The organism is Streptomyces sp. NPDC031064 (assembly GCF_055570965.1).
This window is the reverse complement of record NZ_JBVIGF010000001.1, coordinates 560,794-579,000: the sequence shown is the minus strand read 5'-3', so window position 1 is coordinate 579,000 and position 18,207 is coordinate 560,794. Positions and strand designations below refer to the sequence as shown.

17 protein-coding genes and 1 pseudogene are annotated in these 18,207 nt (G+C 72.3%); 16 read left to right on the top strand and 2 right to left on the bottom strand.

Translation table 11 applies throughout. The annotated features are described in order from the left end of the window. Positions 1 to 41 precede the first annotated feature (41 nt). From ACZ46W_RS02415 to ACZ46W_RS02345, 15 genes and pseudogenes are all read left to right on the top strand, one after another. Positions 42 to 698: a hypothetical protein gene (locus tag ACZ46W_RS02415; RefSeq protein ID WP_468330030.1), complete on the top strand. Its 657-nt coding sequence runs from the start codon at positions 42 to 44 to the stop codon at positions 696 to 698. Positions 699 to 773: 75 nt separating this feature from the next. Further along, a complete protein-coding gene (locus ACZ46W_RS02410; RefSeq protein WP_468330027.1) occupies positions 774 to 2,354 on the top strand; it encodes a DUF6801 domain-containing protein in 1,581 nt (526 codons plus the stop codon). Positions 2,355 to 2,368: 14 nt separating this feature from the next. Beyond that, on the top strand, positions 2,369 to 3,352 hold the full coding sequence (locus ACZ46W_RS02405) for an ABC transporter ATP-binding protein (RefSeq protein WP_468330024.1): 984 nt from the start codon (positions 2,369 to 2,371) through the stop codon (positions 3,350 to 3,352). After that, entirely contained in the window at positions 3,349 to 4,224 is an 876-nt protein-coding gene (locus ACZ46W_RS02400) for an MlaE family ABC transporter permease (protein ID WP_468330021.1), read from the top strand. Before ACZ46W_RS02405 ends, ACZ46W_RS02400 begins: the two co-directional genes overlap by 4 nt. A 2-nt stretch (positions 4,225 to 4,226) precedes the next feature. Continuing rightward, on the top strand, positions 4,227 to 5,042 hold the full coding sequence (locus tag ACZ46W_RS02395) for an MlaE family ABC transporter permease (RefSeq protein ID WP_468330018.1): 816 nt from the start codon (positions 4,227 to 4,229) through the stop codon (positions 5,040 to 5,042). Further along, entirely contained in the window at positions 5,039 to 6,286 is a 1,248-nt protein-coding gene (locus ACZ46W_RS02390; protein ID WP_468330015.1) for an MCE family protein, read from the top strand. The genes ACZ46W_RS02395 and ACZ46W_RS02390 overlap by 4 nt, the downstream gene beginning before the upstream one ends. Then, positions 6,283 to 7,314, top strand: a complete 1,032-nt coding sequence (locus tag ACZ46W_RS02385) for an MCE family protein (protein ID WP_468330012.1) — start codon at positions 6,283 to 6,285, stop codon at positions 7,312 to 7,314. The genes ACZ46W_RS02390 and ACZ46W_RS02385 overlap by 4 nt, the downstream gene beginning before the upstream one ends. After that, complete coding sequence (locus ACZ46W_RS02380) at positions 7,311 to 8,336, top strand: MCE family protein (protein WP_468330009.1); 1,026 nt, start codon at positions 7,311 to 7,313, stop codon at positions 8,334 to 8,336. Before ACZ46W_RS02385 ends, ACZ46W_RS02380 begins: the two co-directional genes overlap by 4 nt. Continuing rightward, positions 8,333 to 9,421 carry an MCE family protein gene (locus tag ACZ46W_RS02375; RefSeq protein ID WP_468330006.1) on the top strand — a complete coding sequence of 363 codons (1,089 nt, stop codon included), beginning with the start codon at positions 8,333 to 8,335 and terminating at the stop codon, positions 9,419 to 9,421. Before ACZ46W_RS02380 ends, ACZ46W_RS02375 begins: the two co-directional genes overlap by 4 nt. Then, entirely contained in the window at positions 9,418 to 10,521 is a 1,104-nt protein-coding gene (locus ACZ46W_RS02370; protein ID WP_468330003.1) for an MCE family protein, read from the top strand. The genes ACZ46W_RS02375 and ACZ46W_RS02370 overlap by 4 nt, the downstream gene beginning before the upstream one ends. Continuing rightward, positions 10,521 to 11,636 carry an MCE family protein gene (locus tag ACZ46W_RS02365; RefSeq protein ID WP_468330000.1) on the top strand — a complete coding sequence of 372 codons (1,116 nt, stop codon included), beginning with the start codon at positions 10,521 to 10,523 and terminating at the stop codon, positions 11,634 to 11,636. Before ACZ46W_RS02370 ends, ACZ46W_RS02365 begins: the two co-directional genes overlap by 1 nt. Continuing rightward, on the top strand, positions 11,633 to 12,025 hold the full coding sequence (locus tag ACZ46W_RS02360; protein WP_468329997.1) for a hypothetical protein: 393 nt from the start codon (positions 11,633 to 11,635) through the stop codon (positions 12,023 to 12,025). Before ACZ46W_RS02365 ends, ACZ46W_RS02360 begins: the two co-directional genes overlap by 4 nt. Further along, positions 12,022 to 12,522 carry a hypothetical protein gene (locus ACZ46W_RS02355; RefSeq protein WP_468329994.1) on the top strand — a complete coding sequence of 167 codons (501 nt, stop codon included), beginning with the start codon at positions 12,022 to 12,024 and terminating at the stop codon, positions 12,520 to 12,522. Before ACZ46W_RS02360 ends, ACZ46W_RS02355 begins: the two co-directional genes overlap by 4 nt. A 44-nt stretch (positions 12,523 to 12,566) precedes the next feature. Continuing rightward, positions 12,567 to 13,061, top strand: a pseudogene (locus tag ACZ46W_RS02350) (hypothetical protein); the annotation flags it as partial. Between the two features lie 107 nt (positions 13,062 to 13,168). Beyond that, a complete protein-coding gene (locus tag ACZ46W_RS02345; protein WP_468329991.1) occupies positions 13,169 to 13,864 on the top strand; it encodes a hypothetical protein in 696 nt (231 codons plus the stop codon). 6 nt (positions 13,865 to 13,870) lie between these two features. Here ACZ46W_RS02345 and ACZ46W_RS02340 read toward each other — a convergent pair whose 3' ends face one another. Continuing rightward, the gene (locus ACZ46W_RS02340) at positions 13,871 to 14,935 is read right to left on the bottom strand and encodes an ATP-dependent DNA ligase (RefSeq protein WP_468329988.1); all 1,065 of its coding nucleotides are present in this window, start codon (positions 14,933 to 14,935) and stop codon (positions 13,871 to 13,873) included. Positions 14,936 to 15,009: 74 nt separating this feature from the next. On the opposite strand from ACZ46W_RS02340, the gene ligD reads away from it, so the two are divergent. Continuing rightward, positions 15,010 to 16,020, top strand: coding sequence for a non-homologous end-joining DNA ligase (ligD, locus tag ACZ46W_RS02335; RefSeq protein WP_468329985.1), 1,011 nt, complete (start codon positions 15,010 to 15,012; stop codon positions 16,018 to 16,020). Between the two features lie 16 nt (positions 16,021 to 16,036). On the opposite strand, the gene ACZ46W_RS02330 is transcribed toward ligD, so the two are convergent. Then, positions 16,037 to 18,196 (bottom strand): OmpL47-type beta-barrel domain-containing protein, encoded by a 2,160-nt coding sequence (locus ACZ46W_RS02330; RefSeq protein ID WP_468332383.1) that lies wholly within the window; start codon positions 18,194 to 18,196, stop codon positions 16,037 to 16,039. Positions 18,197 to 18,207 lie beyond the last annotated feature (11 nt).

The window sequence follows — 18,207 nt, the reverse complement described above, 5'->3', positions numbered from 1 at the left end:
GCGGACAGCAGGTACGCCCATCCCCCAGGAGGGAACAGCCCGTGCGACGCATTACCAGAACCTCCGCCATTTCCGCCGCCGCATTACTCGCCGTCGCCGCCGGAGTGACCGCGACGAACGCCTCGGCCGCCCCCCAGGCCCAGTGGACCGTCACCAATCCGGCCGCCGACGACAAGTTCACCGCCGCGCCCGTGCCCGGCGTGACGGCCGTGCTCAGCAACGCCAACACCGGCGCGCAGCTCGTCTGCACCACCTACGCCGCCTCGGGCACGGCGGCGGACGGCGTGCGCGCGAGCGGCACCGGCCTCGCCGTCATCCAGAGCACCACCTTCGGCACCTCCGCCTCCCCGTGCACCGGCCCGCTCGGATCGAGGTGGACGGCGAAGAACAACGCCCCCATGTCGCTGAACGGGACCTCGTACAGCGCCGGCGTCTCCAAGGGCACCATCACCGGCATCGACATCACCCTCACCGGCAGCAGCCTGCTGGGCTCCTGCACGGCCAAGGTGACCGGTTCCGCCAACACCGGTACGTACACCAACTCCACCGGCGTCCTGGACGTCCAGGCCGACGCGACGCCGGCCCTCACCATCTCCGGCGTCACGGGCAACTGCGCCGGTCTGCTCAACAACGGCGACAAGGCCAAGTACACCGCCACGTACAAGGTCACGCCGGTCATCACGGTGACCAGCCCGTAAGGGAAGGGACGCCGGCCGCGCCCGGTCGTGTGTGGCCGGGCGCGGTCGATGTGGAGGCGGTGAGAGGGGGGTGACATGAGAAGGGCACGTGCGGCGGCGGTCGGTGCCGCCGTCCTGGTGGCCGGGATGATCCCCGGAACGGGCGTCGCCGTGGACGAGGGCGAGCAGACGGTGGACGCGGAGCTGGCCTACCGGTGCGCCCGGGCGGGCGAGGGTTCCGTGGGGGACGGCGAGGGTGCCGCGCGGGTGGGCGACGGTGCCGCGCGGGTGGGCGACGGTGCCGCGCGGGTGGGCGACGACCGGGCGGGGAAGGGCTCGGCCGGGCAGGCCACGGTTCGCGTGTCGGCGGTGCTGCCGCGCCAGGTCATGGCCGGGCGGCCCGTCCGGGCGGAGGAGGTCACCGTACGGGTCCAACTGCCGCCCGAGGCGGTCGCCGACCTGACGGCGCTCGGCGCGGCGAAGGCGGGCGGCGCGGTGGGCCTCACCACGACGGTGGCCCGGAAGGGCGGCGAGACGGCCGAGGTGAACTGGTCGCGGTTGACGGCCCCGGACACGGCCGTACCGCCGGGGCCGGACGGGGAGCCGTACACGATCGAGGCGCGGGGAGCCGTACCGACGGTGAACGCCGGCTCCGGAGGGGACCTCACCCTCTCGGCGGGGGCCCTCGGGATGGACCTGCTGCCGCGCCGGGCGGACGACACTCCCACCACGCCGCCGAACCTGTCCTTCGCCTGCACGCCCGAGCCGGATGCCGACCCGCTGCTCGCCCGCGTCACCGTGCGTCCGGCGGCCGGTGCGGACCCGGTGCCGACCCTGCCCCCGGTTCCGACCCCGACCCCGACCCCGGCGCCGACTCCCGCTCCCGCCCCGGCGCCTGTTCCGGTCCCGGTCCCGGTCCCGAGCCCCGGACGCGGGGGCACGGCGGCGGACGACTGCGTCGAGCCGCCGCCCGTCCCCTCCGTACCGGTCAAAGGCCATGGGTACCTCGCCGGATACGCGAACGTCGCCAAGCTCGGTGGCGCGATGTTCCTGAAGGACCCCGGCCTTCTGCGGGTGAACATGAACAAGATGGTGCAGATCCGCTGCCCCTCGCCGAACGGGCCCTTCGCCACCCTGTACAGCGACGCCACGCTCGACCATCGCGGCAAGCCGCGCTTCCCACCCGTCCGGTCGACGTTCCTCACCTTCGGATTCATGCCGACGACCGCCACCGCCGAACTGACCCTGGACGGCCCGATCGAGATCGCCACGGACGCGTACCCGATCGACCTGGAGCAGGGCAGGCTGCCGGAGGTGTCGACCGCGACGGCCGAGCTGTGGGTGCGGCTCCACGACGTCCGGGTCAACGGCACCCCGCTCGACGTCGGCCCCGCCTGCCGCACGGTCCGGCCCATGCGACTCGTCCTGACCGGGCGCGGCTACCACGACTTCGCCAACCAGGCGTTCGGCTACACCGTCGACCGGGGCGGTCCGCTGACCGGCACCGCGGACATCCCGGAGTTCAGCGGCTGCGGGGCGAAGGAGGACCTGGACCGGCTGTTCACCGCGTCGGTCTCCGGCCGGCACAACTTCACCAGGATGACGCAGGGCCCGCTGTGCACCGAGCAGGACGCGACGTTCTGCCCCGACCCGCCCAGGCCCAAGCCCCAGAAGTGACCGAGGAGTCGTCGGTGGGAACAGAAGTGGTCGTCGAGGGCCTCACCAAATCGTTCGGCGCGCAGAACATCTGGCAGGACGTCAGCCTCACCCTGCCCGCCGGCGAGGTCAGCGTGATGCTCGGCCCGTCGGGCACCGGCAAGACCGTGTTCCTGAAGTCCGTCATCGGGCTCCTCAAACCGGAGCGCGGGCGCGTCCTCATCAACGGCGTCGACATGGTGAACGGCCGCGAGCGAGAGATCTACGAAACGCGCAAGCTTCTCGGGCTGATGTTCCAGGACGGCGCGCTCTTCGGATCGATGTCGCTGTTCGACAACATCGCCTTTCCGCTGCGCGAACACACCCGCAAGAAGGAGTCGGAGATCCGCCGCATCGTCATGGAGCGGATGGACATGGTGGGACTCGTAGGCGCCGAGGAAAAACTGCCCGGCGAGATATCCGGCGGAATGCGCAAACGGGCCGGACTCGCGCGGGCGCTCGTACTCGATCCGCAGATCATCCTCTGCGACGAGCCCGATTCCGGCCTCGATCCCGTCCGCACGGCCTATCTTTCGCAACTCCTGATCGACCTGAATGCACAGATCGACGCCACGATGCTGATCGTCACGCACAACCTCGACATCGCGGCGACGGTTCCGGACAACATGGGAATGCTGTTCCGGCGCCGTCTCGTGACGTTCGGACCGCGCGAGGTCCTCCTCACCAGCGACGAGCCGGTCGTGGCTCAATTCCTCAGCGGGCGGCGCGAGGGCCCCATCGGCATGTCGGAGGAGAAGGACGCCGCGACGCTGGCCCGCGAACAGCGCACGGCCCCGGTGTACGCGCCCCGGGTGCCGGTGCCCCAACTGGAACCGTCCCCCGGCCTGCCGCCCCGCGCGGCCGTTCTCCGCCGCCGCGAACGTGTCCTCGGCATGCTGCCCCACCTGCCCGAGGCCGCCCGGACCGCGATCCTCCGCGGCTACGCCCACCCCGCCCCGACGGGCGGTACCGCCTCATGAGCCTCGACCCGCCCGCCCCCGGGCACCCCCGCACCGGACTCGAAGCATCCACCCCGCCCGCCCCCGGGCACCCCCGCACCGGGTCTTCCTCCCCCCGGCCGCCCGCGCGGCTCCTCGCGCCGCTGCGCGAAACCGGCAGGCTCTTCGCGCTCGCCGTCACCGTCGCCCGCGACATGTTCCGGCGGCCCTTCCCCTTCCGCGAGTTCGTCGAGCAGTTCTGGTTCGTGGCCGGCGTGACCATCCTGCCCGCCGCGCTGGTGTCCATCCCGTTCGGCGCGGTCATCGCGCTCCAGGTCGGCTCGCTCACCCAGCAGCTCGGCGCCCAGTCGTTCACCGGCGGGGCCAGCGTGCTGGCCGTCGTCCAGCAGGCCAGCCCGCTGATCGTGGCCCTGCTGATCGCCGGCGCGGGCGGCTCCGCCATCTGCGCCGACCTCGGGTCGCGGAAGATCCGCGAGGAACTGGACGCGATGGAGGTCATGGGCGTCTCGCCGGTCCAGCGCCTCGTCGTGCCGCGCGTCCTCGCCACCATGCTGGTCGCCGTCCTCCTCAATGGCATGGTCTCCGTCGTCGGCACCCTCGGCGGCTACTTCTTCAACGTGATCATGCAGGACGGCACCCCCGGCGCCTACCTCGCCAGCTTCTCCGCCCTCGCCCAGCTCCCGGACCTCTGGATCAGCGAGATCAAGGCGCTGGTCTTCGGCTTCCTCGCCGGCGTCGTCGCCGCCCACCGGGGCCTCAACCCGCGCGGCGGCCCCAAGGGCGTCGGCGACGCCGTCAACCAGTCCGTCGTCATCACGTTCCTCCTGCTCTTCTTCGTCAACATGGTCCTCACCGCGATCTACCTCCAGGTCGTCCCCGCGAAGGGGGCGTGACGATGGCCTCCCCGCCTTCACCGCTCGCCTGGCTCGACCGCGCCGGCGATCAACTCACCTTCCACGTCAAGGCACTGGCCTGGATCCCCCGCACACTGCGCCGCTACTCCCGGGAGGTGCAGCGCCTGCTCGCCGAGGTCGCCTTCGGCAGCGGCGGCCTCGGAGTCATCGGCGGCACCATCGGAGTGATGGTCGCGATGACCCTGTTCACCGGCACCGTCGTCGGACTCCAGGGTTACGCCGCGCTCAACCAGATCGGCACCTCCGCCTTCACCGGCTTCGTCTCCGCCTACTTCAACACCCGCGAGATCGCCCCGCTGGTCGCCGGCCTCGCCCTCTCCGCCACCGTCGGCGCCGGGTTCACCGCCCAGCTCGGCGCCATGCGCATCAACGAGGAGGTCGACGCCCTCGAAGCGATGGGGGTGCGGTCGATGCCGTACCTCGTCACCACCCGCATCATCGCGGGCGTCGTCGCCATCATCCCGCTCTACGCGATCGGGCTGCTCTCCTCCTACGTCGCCTCCCGCACGGTCACCGTCCTGTTCAACGGCCAGTCGGCGGGCACGTACGACCACTACTTCACGCTCTTCCTCTCCCCGGACGACGTGCTGCTCTCCATCCTCAAGGTCCTGATCTTCAGCGTGCTGGGGATCCTCGCCCACTGCCACCACGGCTTCCGCGCCACCGGCGGCCCGGCCGGTGTCGGCGTCGCCGTCGGCCGCTCGGTGCGCAACGCCATCGTGCTGATCAGCGTGACCGATTTCTTCCTGTCCCTCGCCATCTGGGGCGCGACCACGACCGTGAAGGTGGCCGGATGACCGCGCACAAGCTCCGCAGACGCCTCGCCGGAGTCGTGTTCCTGCTCGTACCCGTCCTCCTCGCCGGGCTGTCGGTGGCGGTGTACGACAAGGAGTTCAGCCGCGACGCCACCGTCACCGTGCTGACCTCCAGCGCCGGCAACGAGATGCACCGCGGCGCGGAGGTGAAACTGCGCGGTGTCGTCATCGGCGAGGTGCGCGACATCCGTGCCGACGGCACCGGCGCCCGCCTCACCCTCGCCATCGACCCCCGCCACCTCGGACGCGTCCCGGCCGACGTCACCGCGCAGATGCTGCCCACCACCCTCTTCGGCGAACGGTTCGTCGCGCTCGTACCGCCCGCCCGGAACCCGTCCCTCCGCGACCCGTCCCCCCGCCCCCTCGCGGCCGGCGCCACCATCCCGCAGGACCGCTCCGCCAACGCCATCGAGCTGGAACAGGTCCTCGACCAGGTGCTCCCCCTGCTCACCGCCGTCAAGCCGGAGCAACTGTCCGCCACCCTCACCGCCGTCGCCCAGGCCCTCGAAGGGCGCGGCGAGCAGCTCGGCCGCACCCTCGTCACCCTCGAAGCGCACCTGAAGCGGCTCAACCCCCACCTGCCCGCCCTCAACCGCGACATCACCCACCTCGTCGAGGTCAGCCGCGTGTACGGCGCCGCCGCCCCCGACGTACTCGACGCCCTCACCGACTTCACCACCACCAGCGGCACCCTCGCCGACGAACAGGCCCGGCTCGCCCGCCTGTACGGCACCACCACCGCGTCCGCCCAGGACCTCACCGACTTCCTCCGCACCAACCGCGCCAACCTCATCCGGCTCTCCGCCACCTCCCGCCCCACCCTGGAGCTGCTCGCCCGCCACTCCTCCTCCTTCCCCTGCACGTTGCGCACCCTCGCCGGCTTCGTCCCCGTCATGGACAAGGCGCTCGGCAAGGGCACCGGCGAGCCGGGCCTGCACGTCGACGTCCGGACCGTCCCCTCCCTCGGCGCGTACCTCCCCGGCAAGGACCGGCCCGTGTACGACGCGACCGGCGGCCCCCACTGCTACGCCGTCCCCTACACCGGGAAGCCCGCCCCCACCGACCGGGAACGCGGCGGCCTCGGCCTGCCGAACTCACCGCAGGAGAACCAGCTCGTCACCGAACTGATCGCCCCGGGCCTCAAGGCCGCTCCCGGGTCCCTGCCCGACTGGAGCACCGTCCTGACCGGCCCCCTCTTCCGCGGAACGGAGGTGACCCTCCGGTGAAGCGCAGCTCCCTCGCCGGACCGCTCACGAAATCGCTCGCCTTCGTCGTGGTGACCGTCCTCGCCACCACCGTCCTGGCGTTCTCCGTCGCCAACGAGAGCGTCGGCGAGACCGTCACGTACAAGGCCCGCTTCACCGACGTCACCGGCCTCGTCGAGGGCGACAGCGTCCGTATCGCCGGGGTGAAGGTGGGCCAGGTCGAGTCGGTCGGGATCGTCGACCGGCGGGTGGCCGAAGTGGCCTTCACCGTCGCCAAGGGCCGGACGCTGCCCGCGTCGGCGACCGCCTCGGTCAAGTACCTCAACATGGTCGGCCAGCGCTACGTCGACCTCGACCGGGGCACCGGCCCCGTCGGCCGGGCCCTGCCCGCCGGCGCGGTCATCCCGCTCGAACGCACGACGCCCGCGCTCGACCTCACCCAGCTCTTCAACGGCTTCCGCCCGCTCTTCCAGGGGCTGTCGCCCGACGAGGTCAACAGCCTGGCCGGCTCGATCGTGCGGGTCCTCCAGGGCGACGGCGGCACCGTCGACTCCCTCCTCGAACACATCGGGTCGCTCACCACCACCGTCGCCGGCAAGGACAAGGTCATCGGTGAAGTGATCAAGAACCTCAACACCGTGCTGAAGACGGTCAACGACCGCGAGGCGGGCTTCAACGACCTCGTCGTCACGCTCCAGCGGCTCGTCAGCGGCTTCGCCGGGAACCGTGAGCCACTCGGCGAGGCCATCTCCGCCATGGGGTCGCTCACCACCGTCACCGCCGGACTCCTGGCGGACGGGCGCGCCCCGCTCAAGGAGGACATCCGCCAGCTCGGCCGCTTGTCCCAGCAGTTGGCCGAGAGCACCGACCGGATCGAGAACTTCCTGCGCACCACCCCCGCCAAGATGCGGGCCGTCGGACGCCTCGCCTCCTACGGATCGTGGCTCAACCTCTACCTGTGCGAGGCCACGGTCACCGGTGTCACCACCGACGACGGCTCCCGGCCGCCCAGCGGCATCGCCATCACGGAACCGAGGTGCCGCGCATGAAACGCCTCATACCTGTACGGGAACGCAACCCCGTCACCGTCGGCATCGCCGGCCTGCTCCTCCTCGCCCTCATCGCCCTCGGCGCGTACAAGTCCGACGCCCTCACGGGCGGCACCACCACCTACACCGCCGACTTCACCGAGGCCGCCGGCCTCGACGAGGGCGACGAGGTACGCATCGCCGGCGTGAAGGTCGGCGAGGTCACCGGCGTCGCACTCGACGGCGCCAAGGTCAAGGTCGGCTTCGAGGTCGACGACACCACCTGGATCGGCGACTCCAGCACCGCCGCCATCGCCATCAAGACCCTGCTCGGCGAGAAGTACCTGGCCGTCGACCCCCTCGGCACCCGCGCCCAGGACCCCGGTGAACGCATCCCCGCCTCCCGCACCACCTCGCCCTATGACGTCACCCAGGCCCTGACCGGCCTCGGCGACACCATCAACGCCATCGACACGCGGGCGCTCGCCAAGAGCTTCGAGGCCATCTCCGCCACCTTCGCCCACTCCCCGCCCGACGTGCGCAGCGCCGCCACCGGCCTGTCCGCGCTGTCCAGGTCCGTCTCCTCGCGCGACGCGCAGCTCGCCGAACTCCTCAAGGCCGGCAAGCAGGTGACCGGAACCCTGGCGGGCAGGAAGAGCAGCTTCGAACTCCTCCTGGAGGACGGCGGCCTGCTCCTCGGTGAACTCCAGGCCCGCCGGGACGCCATCCACCTGCTGCTCACCGGCGCCAGGGACCTCGGCAGCCGGCTCACCGGCCTCGTCCAGGACAACAACCGGCAGCTCGGGCCCACCCTCACCGCGCTCGGCCGGGTCACCGGCGTCCTGGTGAAGAACCGCGAGAACCTCGACCGGACCCTCGCCCTGGCCGGCCCGTACTACCGGCTCGTCGGCAACACCCTCGGCAACGGCCGCTGGTTCGACACCTACGTCTGCGGTCTCGTCCCCCGGAACTACCTGACCCCCGGCACGCCCCCGGCCACCGGCTGCATGCCGCCCAGGCCGACAGGAGGCGGTGCCCGGTGAACCTCCGACGCGCCCTCGGCATCACCGCCGGGTTCGCCCTCGTGGCCGTCGCCGGGGCGTCCGGCGTCATGGCCCTCGACGAGTCCCGCACCACCCGCGTCACCGCCCGCTTCGACCGGGCCACCGGCGTGTACGAGGGCTCCGACCTCCGCATCCTCGGCGTGAAGGCCGGCACCGTCGGCTCCGTACGCCCCCGGGGCGACGAAGTCGAGGTCACCCTGCTGATCGACGAAGGCGTCCGCGTCCCCGCCGGCGCCCACGCCGTCATCGTCGCGCCCAGCGTCGTCGCCGACCGCTACGTCCAGCTCGCCCCCGCCTACACGGGCGGCCCCGAGATCCGGGACGGCGCCGTCCTGCCCGCCGCGCGCAACGCGACGCCCCTGGAGGTCGACCAGCTCTACGCGTCGCTCACCGAACTCAGCGAGGCCCTCGGCCCGAACGGCGCCAACGCCGACGGCGCCCTGGCGGACCTGGTCGACACCGGCGCCGCCAACCTCAAGGGCAACGGCAAGGCCATCGGCGACTCCATCGAGCAGTTCGGCAAGGCCGCCAAGACCCTCGACGCGAGCAGCGGCGACCTCTTCGACACGCTCACCCACCTCCAGGCCTTCACCACCATGCTGAAGAACAACGACGCCGACGTCCGCGAGGCCCAGGAACGGCTCGCCACCGTCACCGGCTTCCTCGCCGAGGACAAGGAGAACCTGGGCGCCGCGCTCAAGGAGCTCGGCACCGCCCTCGCCCAGGTCAAGACCTTCATCCAGACCAACCGGGGCAGCCTGAAGAAGAACGTCGACCTCCTCGTCCCGCTCACCCGGACCCTCGCCGCCCAGCGCGCCTCGCTCGCCGAGACGCTCGACACCGCACCGCTCGCCGCCGGCAACGCCCTCAAGGCGTACGACCCGGTCCACCGCACCCTCAACGGCCGTGCCAACCTCAACGAACTCAGCTTCGGCGCCGGTGCTCAAGGCCTGCCGGGCGGCCTCGTACCCGTCGGCCCCGCCCGGCGCGCGGCCCTGCCCGCTCTCCCGCTGCCCACCGTCGGCACCGTCTACGGCACGCCCGAGAAGGGAGCCGCACGGTGAAGCGACCCTCCCGTACCGCCGTCGCCGGCACGGCCGCCGCGCTCGCCCTCACCGCCGGTCTCCCGGCGGCCGTGGTGAGCTGCGAGGCACCGGAGGTGCGCCTCACCGGCATCGAGCAGTTGCCGCTGCCCGGAGGCGCCGACCTCGGCGACCACCCGTACGAGATCACTGCCGAGTTCGCCGATGTCCTCAGCCTCGTCCCGCAGTCCGCGGTCAAGGTCAACGATGTCTCCGTCGGCCGCGTCACCCGCATCGCCCTCGACCCCGCCGACTGGTCCGCCACCGTCACCATGCGGGTCAACGGCGACGTGACGCTCCCCGCCGACGCGTACGCCCGCCTCGAACAGTCCAGCCTGCTCGGCGAGAAGTACGTCCAGCTCAGCGCGCCCGCCAAAGGCCGCGGAAGGCTCGCCGACGGCGACCGCATCCCCCTGAGCCGCACCAACCGCAACCCCGAGGTCGAAGAGGTCTTCGGCGCCCTCTCCATGCTCCTCAACGGCGGCGGCATCCAGCAGATCCGGACCATCACCACCGAGCTCGGCACGGCCCTGCGCGGCAACGAGACCGAGGTGCGCTCCCTGCTGAAACGGCTCAACACCCTCGTCGCCACCCTCGACGGCAACAAGAGCGACATCACCGCCGCCCTCGACGGCGTCAACCGGCTCGCGGCCACCCTCGCCGGCCGCGAACGGGACATCGGCACGGTCCTCACCGGCCTCAGCCCCGGCCTGAAGGTCCTGGAGAAGCAGCGCGCCTCACTCCTCACCATGCTCAGCGCCCTCGACACCCTCTCCGGCGTCGCCGTCGACACCGTCAACAGGAGCAAGGCCGACGTGATCGCCGGCCTCAAGGCCCTCGGCCCCACCCTCAAGGCGCTCGCCGACTCCGGCAAGGCCCTGCCCGACTCGCTCCAGGTGCTGCTCACCTACCCGTTCACGGACGAGGTGCTGCGCGGCGTCAAGGGCGACTACCTCAACGTCTACCTGGATGTCACCGCCGCCCCCGGGACGCAGATCATCCCGGCGCTCACGCCCCCGGACGACACCCCGCAGCCCGGCCCAGGGCTGCCGCTGCCCCTGCCGCCGACCGGGAGGAACTGATGCCGACCGCCGCCACCCGGCTCAAGAACCTCGCCTTCCTCATCATCGGCGCCCTCGTCCTCGGCTTCGTCGGCGTGCGGTACGCGGACCTCGGCCACCTCGTCGGCCTCCGTGACCACTACACCGTCCGCGTCCAGCTCGCCACCACCGGCGGGCTGTTCACCCACTCCAACGTCACCTACCGCGGCGTCCCGGTCGGCCGCGTCGGGCCCATCCACCTCACCGACGACGGGGTCGAGGCCGAGCTGCGCATCAAGAAGTCGGCACCCGCCATCCCGGCCGACCTCGAAGCCGTCGTCGCGAACCTCTCCGCCGTCGGCGAGCAGTACATCGACCTCCGCCCCGCCGCCGACGGCGGACCGTACCTGCGCGACGGCGCCGTCATCGCCCGCGCCGACACCCGCACACCCGCACCCGTCACCACCGTACTGAGCGGGGTCGCCTCGCTGGCCTCCTCGATCGACCCCGAGGCACTGCGCACCGTCGTCGACGAACTCGGCACCGCGCTGACCGGGCGCGGCGACGACCTCCAGGCGCTGATGGACAGCGGCAACGCCTTCGTCCGCGCCGCCGACGAGGCGCTGCCCGCCACCACCCGGCTGATCACCGACGCCGAGACGGTGCTGCGGACCCAGGCCGAGGAGGGCGAGGCGATCGCCTCCTTCGCCTCCGGCGCCAAGGAGCTCGCCGAGCGGCTCAAGGGTTCCGACGCCGACCTGCGGGCGCTGATCGCCGCCGCCCCGGACGCCGCCGGCCAGGTCAGTGCCCTGCTGCGGGACCTCGACCCCGCCTTCGGCGTCGTCCTGGCCAACCTGCTGACCACCTCGGAAGTGGCCGTGACGCGGCAGCGCGGCATGGCGGAGTTCCTGGTGACGATGCCCGCCCTCGTCGCCGCCGGGTCGACCGCCGTCACCGCCCGGGGCGTCAACCTCGGCATGTCGGTCACCTTCTTCGAGCCGCTGCCCTGCACGGCGGGGTACGGAGGAACGACCTACCGCAACGGCCTCGACCTCTCGCCCGGCCCGGGATTCAACACCAGGGCCCGCTGCGCCTCCGCCCCGTCGAGCGGCATCAATGTCCGCGGCTCCGCCAACGCGCCCGGCGGCGGCCGATGAGCCGCCCGACGTGGCGCCAGGGATGGCGGGCCACCGTCGCCCTGGCGGCGCTGCTGTGCGGTCTCGCCGGCTGGTCGTACGCCCGGGCGGCCGGTGACGCGGCCCGTGCGTACGCCGAGGCACGGGACGACGCCCTGGAGGCGGGGCGCGAGGACGTGGCCCGGCTCACCGGCGTGGACGCCACGGGCGCGCCCGCCCGGGCCACCGTCACGGACGCCGCGCTCACCGCCCTGGACGACCGGGCCGGTACGGCACGGCTCATCGCGACCGTACGGGTGGCGAGCCGGCCCGGCGGCGCGGAGCGCAGGCGCCTGGAGGCCACGCTCGTCCGCACCGGCGACGGCTGGGAGATCACCACGCTCACCGACGTACCGGTGGCCGGGCCGTGAGCCGGGTGGCGCGGGCGGCCGTCGTCCTGGTGCTGCTGCTGGGCGCGGCCGGACTCCTCGTCCGTGCACAGCAGTTGACCGACGCGCCGGCCCTCCGGAACCGGGCGCTGGCCGACACCGGGGCCACCTCCCGGGTCGTGGAGGAGGTCGGCGGGGCCCTCACCCGGGTCTTCTCGTACAGCCCCGACGGCCCCGACGGCACCGCCGCGACCCGGCAGGCGGCGCGCCGGCTCCTCGCGGGGAAGGCGGCCCGCCAGTACGAGGCCCTGTTCGGCCAGGTCGAGCAACAGGCGGCGCGGCAGCGACTGACGCTCACCACCCATGTCGTACGCGCCGGGGTGACCCGGCTCGACGGCCACGGCGCACACCTCCTGGTCTTCCTCGACCAGGTCGCGCGGCGCGCCGGCACACCGGCCACCACGGTCGCCGCGCAGCTCTCCGTCACCGCGGAACAGCACGGCGGCCGCTGGCGGATCGTCGACATCCGATCGCGATAGGGGGACCCGAACCGATGGACCGCACCATGAGAGGCAACCCGCTCCTGACGGCGGCCGCGGCACTCGCCCTGCTCGCCGCCGGCGGCGCGGGCTGGGGCGGCTGGTCCTGGTACACGGCGGCGCACGACGAGTCCGCCGCGTATGCCACGACCCGCGACGAGGTGCTCGCCGCGGGGGAGCAGGCCGTCCAGAACATGAACACCCTCGACCACCGGGACCTGCGGCGCGGACTGGACACCTGGCAGGCCTCCGCCACCGGCGACCTGCTGGCCCAGCTCACGGACGGCCGCGCGCAGTTCGAGCGGCAGATCCGGCAGGCGAGGACCGTGACCGGCGCCAAGGTGCTGTCCGGCGCGGTGACCGAGCTCGACACGCGGGCCGGGCGGGCGAGCGTGATGGTCGCCCTCCGGATCACCGTGACCCCGCCCAAGGGCAAGCCCGCCGCCAAGGAGGCCCGGATGCTCGGCGAGCTCACCCGCACCCCCGAGGGCTGGAAGCTCAGCGCCCTCGGCCAGGCACCGGTCGCCACCACGCCCGGCCCCGCGCCCGGCACCACGTCCGGCACCGCACCCGGCACCACGCCCGGCCCCGCGCCCGGCCCCGCGCCCGGCCCCGCGCCCGCCGCCGACTGAGAGGAGCCGGCTCCATGTCGACCACCCGTCACCTCGTCAACCGGCGACGCCGCCTGGCGAGCGTCAACGCCACGCGCACGGCCGCGCCCCCGCGTCGGCCCACGCCCACGTCCACGCCCACGTCCACGCAGACGCAGACGCAGACGCAGACGCCCACGCCTCGCGCCGCACGCGATGCCCGTCGGCCACGGAGCCAACGGCTACCCGCCGCACTGGGCGCCCTCACCGTCCTCCTGAGCGGTTTCGCCGCCTGGGCCACCGGAGAGGCGGCCGCGCTGCGGGACACGCCCGCCGCCCGTAACGCCGCGCTCACCGACGTCGCCCGCACCAGCGAGGTGAAGGGCCAGGTCACCAAGGCGGTGAACGCCCTCTTCTCCTACGACTACGCGGCCACCGGCGCCGCCGACAGGGCCGTGCGCGCCCACCTCACCGGCAAGGCGGTCGAGCAGCACCGCGCGATGCTGGCCCCGGTACGGGAGCAGGCGGCGCGGCAGAAGCTCGTCCTCACCACCACCGTCACCCAGAGCGGCGTGGAACTGATCGACGGTGATCGGGCGCGGGTGCTCATCTACGCGGACCAGAGCAACACCCGGACGGCGGCCAAGAAGGGCGGCACGGCGTACGGCGCCGCCATGTTCGCGGTGGACGCGGTACGGAAGGACGGCGCCTGGCGCATCGCCGCCATCGACACCCTGGGCGCGGGGTCGTGAGGCGCCTCACCCCCCCGAGAGCACCTCGTCGAGGTCGTAGGAGACCGGCTCCTCCAACTGCCCGTACCCGCAGCTCTCCGGCGTACGATCCGGCCGCCACCGGCGGAACTGGGCCGTGTGCCGGAACCGGGTGCCCTCCATGTGGTCGTACCCGACCTCGCACACCCGCTCGGGCCGCAGCGCCACCCAGGACAGGTCCTTCTTGCCGGACCAGCGGCTCGGCGCCCCGGGCAGCCGGGCGGTCTCGTGCGCGGCCTCGTCCGTCCAGGCCGCCCACGGGTGGTCGTCGGGCGGGTCCATGCGCAGCGGTTCCAGCTCGTCGACCAGCTCCGCGCGACGTTTCTCGGTGAACGCGGCGCAGACCCCGACGTGCTGGAGGGTGCCCTGGTCGTCGTACAGGCCCAGCAGCAGGGAGCCGACGACCGGGCCGGTCTTGTGGAAGCGGTAGCCGGCCACGACGACGTCGGCGGTCCGCTCGTGCTTGATCTTGTACATCAGCCGGGCGTCGGGCCGGTAGGGGAGGTCCAGGGGCTTGGCGATCACGCCGTCGAGCCCGGCGCCCTCGTACTGTTCGAACCAGCCCCGCGCCACGTCGATGTCGGTGGTGGACGGTGCGAGGTGGACGGGGGAGTCGACGCCGTGCAGGGCCTCCTCCAGCGCCGCCCTGCGCTCGACGAGCGGGGTGTCCAGCAGCGACTCGTCGCCGAGGGCCAGCAGGTCGAAGGCGATGAAACGGGCGGGCGTGCGTTCGGAGAGCATCTTCACGCGGGAGGCGGCGGGGTGGATGCGCTCGGTGAGGCGGTCGAAGTCCAAGCGCCCCTCGTGGGCGATCACGATCTCGCCGTCGACGACACAGCGCTCGGGGAGCCGTGGCGGCAGTGCGGTGACCAGCTCGGGGAAGTACCGGGTCAGCGGCTTTCCGGTGCGGCTGCCGATCACCAGTTCGGACCCGTCCCGGTGGACGATGGCGCGGAAGCCGTCCCACTTGGCCTCGTACTGCATACCGGGCGGGATCTTCTTCACGGACTTGGCCAGCATCGGTTTCACGGGCGGCATCACCGGCAGGTCCATGGCTCGATTCTGCCCGAGAGGCGAGCGATATGCCCGATATGCACACCTTATCCGGGCGTTCTACTGTGGCACCCATGGGAAACGCGGTGGAGCTGGAGGCCGGCGGGCGGACCGTACGCCTGTCCAATCCGGACAAGGTCTACTTCCCGGAGCGCGGCTTCACGAAGCTGGACGTGGCGCGCTACTTCCTCGCCGTGCGCGAGGGCATCACCCGCGCCCTGCGCGACCGCCCGACCACCCTGGAGCGCTTCGTCGACGGCGTGGAGGGCGAGTCCTTCTTCCAGAAGCGCGCGCCCAAGAACCTCCCCGACTGGATTCCCACGGCCCACATCACCTTCCCCAGCGGCCGCTTCGCCGACGAGATCCGCCCCACCGAGATCGCCGCCGTCATCTGGGCCGCCAACCTCGGCACCCTCACCTTCCACCCCTGGCCCGTCCGCGGCGACCGCACCGACCACCCCGACGAGCTGCGCATCGACCTCGACCCGCAACCCGGCACCGGCTTCGCCGACGCGGTGGCCGCCGCGCACGAGCTCCACGGTCTGCTCGACGACTACGGACTGCGGGGCTGGCCGAAGACCTCCGGCGGGCGCGGCATCCACGTCTACGTACCGATCGAGCCGCGCTGGGACTTCACCCGCGTCCGCCGCGCCGCCATCGCCGTCGGCCGGGAGCTGGAACGGCGCATGCCCGGCCGGGTCACCACCGCCTGGTGGAAGGAGGAGCGCGGCGAGAAGATCTTCGTCGACTACAACCAGACGGCCCGCGACCGGACCATCGCCTCCGCCTACTCGATCCGCCCCAAGCCCCACGCCCCGGTGTCCGCCCCCCTCCGCTGGGAAGAGCTCGACGACGTCGACCCCCGGGACTTCGACCTGGCCACCATGCCCGTGCGGTACGCCGACCACGGCGACGTCCACGCGGACATGGAGAACCACGCCTTCTCGCTGGACAGCCTGCTGGAGCTGGCCGCCAAGGACGAGCGCGACCACGGCCTGGCGGACCTGCCGTACCCGCCGGACTACCCGAAGATGCCGGGCGAGCCCAAGCGGGTACAGCCGAGCCGGGCCAAGAAGACCGACTAGCGGACCGGCCGGCCGGTCACAGCTCCTTGATCCGGATGTCGCGGTAGGAGATCACATCCGTCGTGCCGTGGACCTGGAGCCCTATGTAGCCGGTGGCGTACCGCCGGCCGTCCGTGCCCGGGTCGCCGTCGCGCGGCGGGTAGAACTCCTGGCCGCCGTTGTTGTCGAACTCGTTGATCAGGACACCGTTGCGGAAGACCGAGTAGTGCTGGCCCTCCACCCGGATCTCGTAGTCGTTCCAGGTGCCCTTCGGAGTGACGCCCGCACCGCCCAGGCCCACCCGGTCGAACCCGTATATCGAGCCGGTCTTGTACATGTCGCCGTCGGGCCGGTCCAGGACCTGGACCTCGTGCCCGAACTTGATGGCGACCCACTCCGGCCGGGGCTCCTCGGGGTGGTTGTGCACGTTCGGGAAGCGGACGAACACACCGGAGTTGGCGTTGCCCGGCCCCGGGGCGTCGTCGCGCCACTGGAGCTTCAGCGAGAAGTCCCCGTACTGCCGCTGCGGGAACCACAGCATGCCCATCCCCGGAACCGTGGTGCTGCTGGTCATCGAGCCGTCGCCGTTGAGGGCGAACTTCCCGCCGCCCACGTGCTGCCACTTCGCGAAGGTCTCCGCCGAGCCGTCGAACAGCGTGCGGTAGCCGCTGGTCCCGCCCGGCTTGCCGATGCCGGACTCCTTGGCCGCGCGGTAGACCGTCCGGTGCTCCCGGGCGTCGATGACCCCTTCCGCGAGGAGCCTGTCGAGGACCGCGTCCACGTGCTTCAGGAACAGCGCGTGCGACGACCAGTCCTTCTCGTCCTCGATCAGTTCGTTGATGGTGCACCGGCTGCGCGTCATCCGGTTGGGCACGCCGGAGTCGACGGTGCCGACGATGACGGTGAGCCGCTCGTCGTACTCGGGGCAGTTGGGCGCCGGTACGCCGCCGCCCTCCGCGACGTTGAAGCTCACCTGCCTGGCCCCCGAGGTGTTGCCGGCCTTGTCGGTGGCCCGGTGCAGCACCGTGTGGTGGCCCACCCGGTCCACGACGACCGGCGCCGTGTACGCCAGGTACGGCCCGCCGTCCAGGGAGTACTCGACCTTCTCCACGCCCGAGCCGCCGGTGTCGGTCGCCGTGACCGTCACGGTGGCGCTGGTGATGAACGCGCCGTCGGAGTTCTTGGCTCCGGTCACCGTGGCCGTGGTCTCGGGCGGGGTGGTGTCCTGGGTGGGCGGGGCGACGACGGTGAACTGCACCGACTTCTCGGCCGCCACGTTCCCGGCCCGGTCCGTCGCCCGGTAGCGCACCGTGTGGGTGCCCACCTGGTGCACCATCACCGGAGCCGTGTAGGTCTGCCAGGCGCCCGCCGCCCCGATCGCGTACTCGATGGTGTTGACGCCCGAGCCGGTGTCGGACGCGGTGACCGTGACCGTCGCCATGTCCAGGTACTGGCCCTGGTCGTTCTTCTCGCCGCTGACGGTCGCCGACGTCTCCGGCGGGGTCCTGTCGTCCGTCGGCGGGGCGACCACGGTGAAGTCGACCGCCTTCTCCGCGGAGGTGTTGCCCGCCTTGTCGGTGGCCCGGTAGCGGATCTTGTGGGTGCCCACCTCGTGGACCATCACGGGCGCGGTGTACGCCTGCCAGGCGCCGTCCGCCCCGACCGCGTACTCGATGCGGTCCACGCCCGAGCCGCCGGTGTCGGTGGCCGACACCGTGACGTTGGCGTGGCCGATGTACGCGCCGTCGGCGTTCCGCTCACCCTCCACCTTCGCGGAGGTCTCCGGCGCCGTGGTGTCCCCGCCGCCCCCTTCCGTCACGGTCAGGATGCCCTGCATCGAGCCGTGGCCCGGGATCGTGCAGTAGAACCGGTACCGGCCGGGCGTCAGGGTCACCTGTGCGGTGTGCTTGCCGCCCCGGTCGTCGTTGGGATTGGCCAGGATGTTCAGCGGGACGTCGTTGTTGTACTCCGGGTCCGAGACGTCGAACGTGAGCGTGTGCGGCATCCCGGTGGTGTTCCCGGTGGCCGTGCTGTTCTCGAACACGATCGTCGTCGGGCCCGCCACCGCGGTGGCCGGGAAGGTCAGGTAGCGGTCGATGGGGTCACCGGCGGTCCAGGTCAGCACCTGCTCCGCCGCGGCCGCCGGTCCGTTGTCGGGCCGCCCGTACGCGGCGGTCGACGTCAGGCCGAGGACCATCAGCAGGGCCC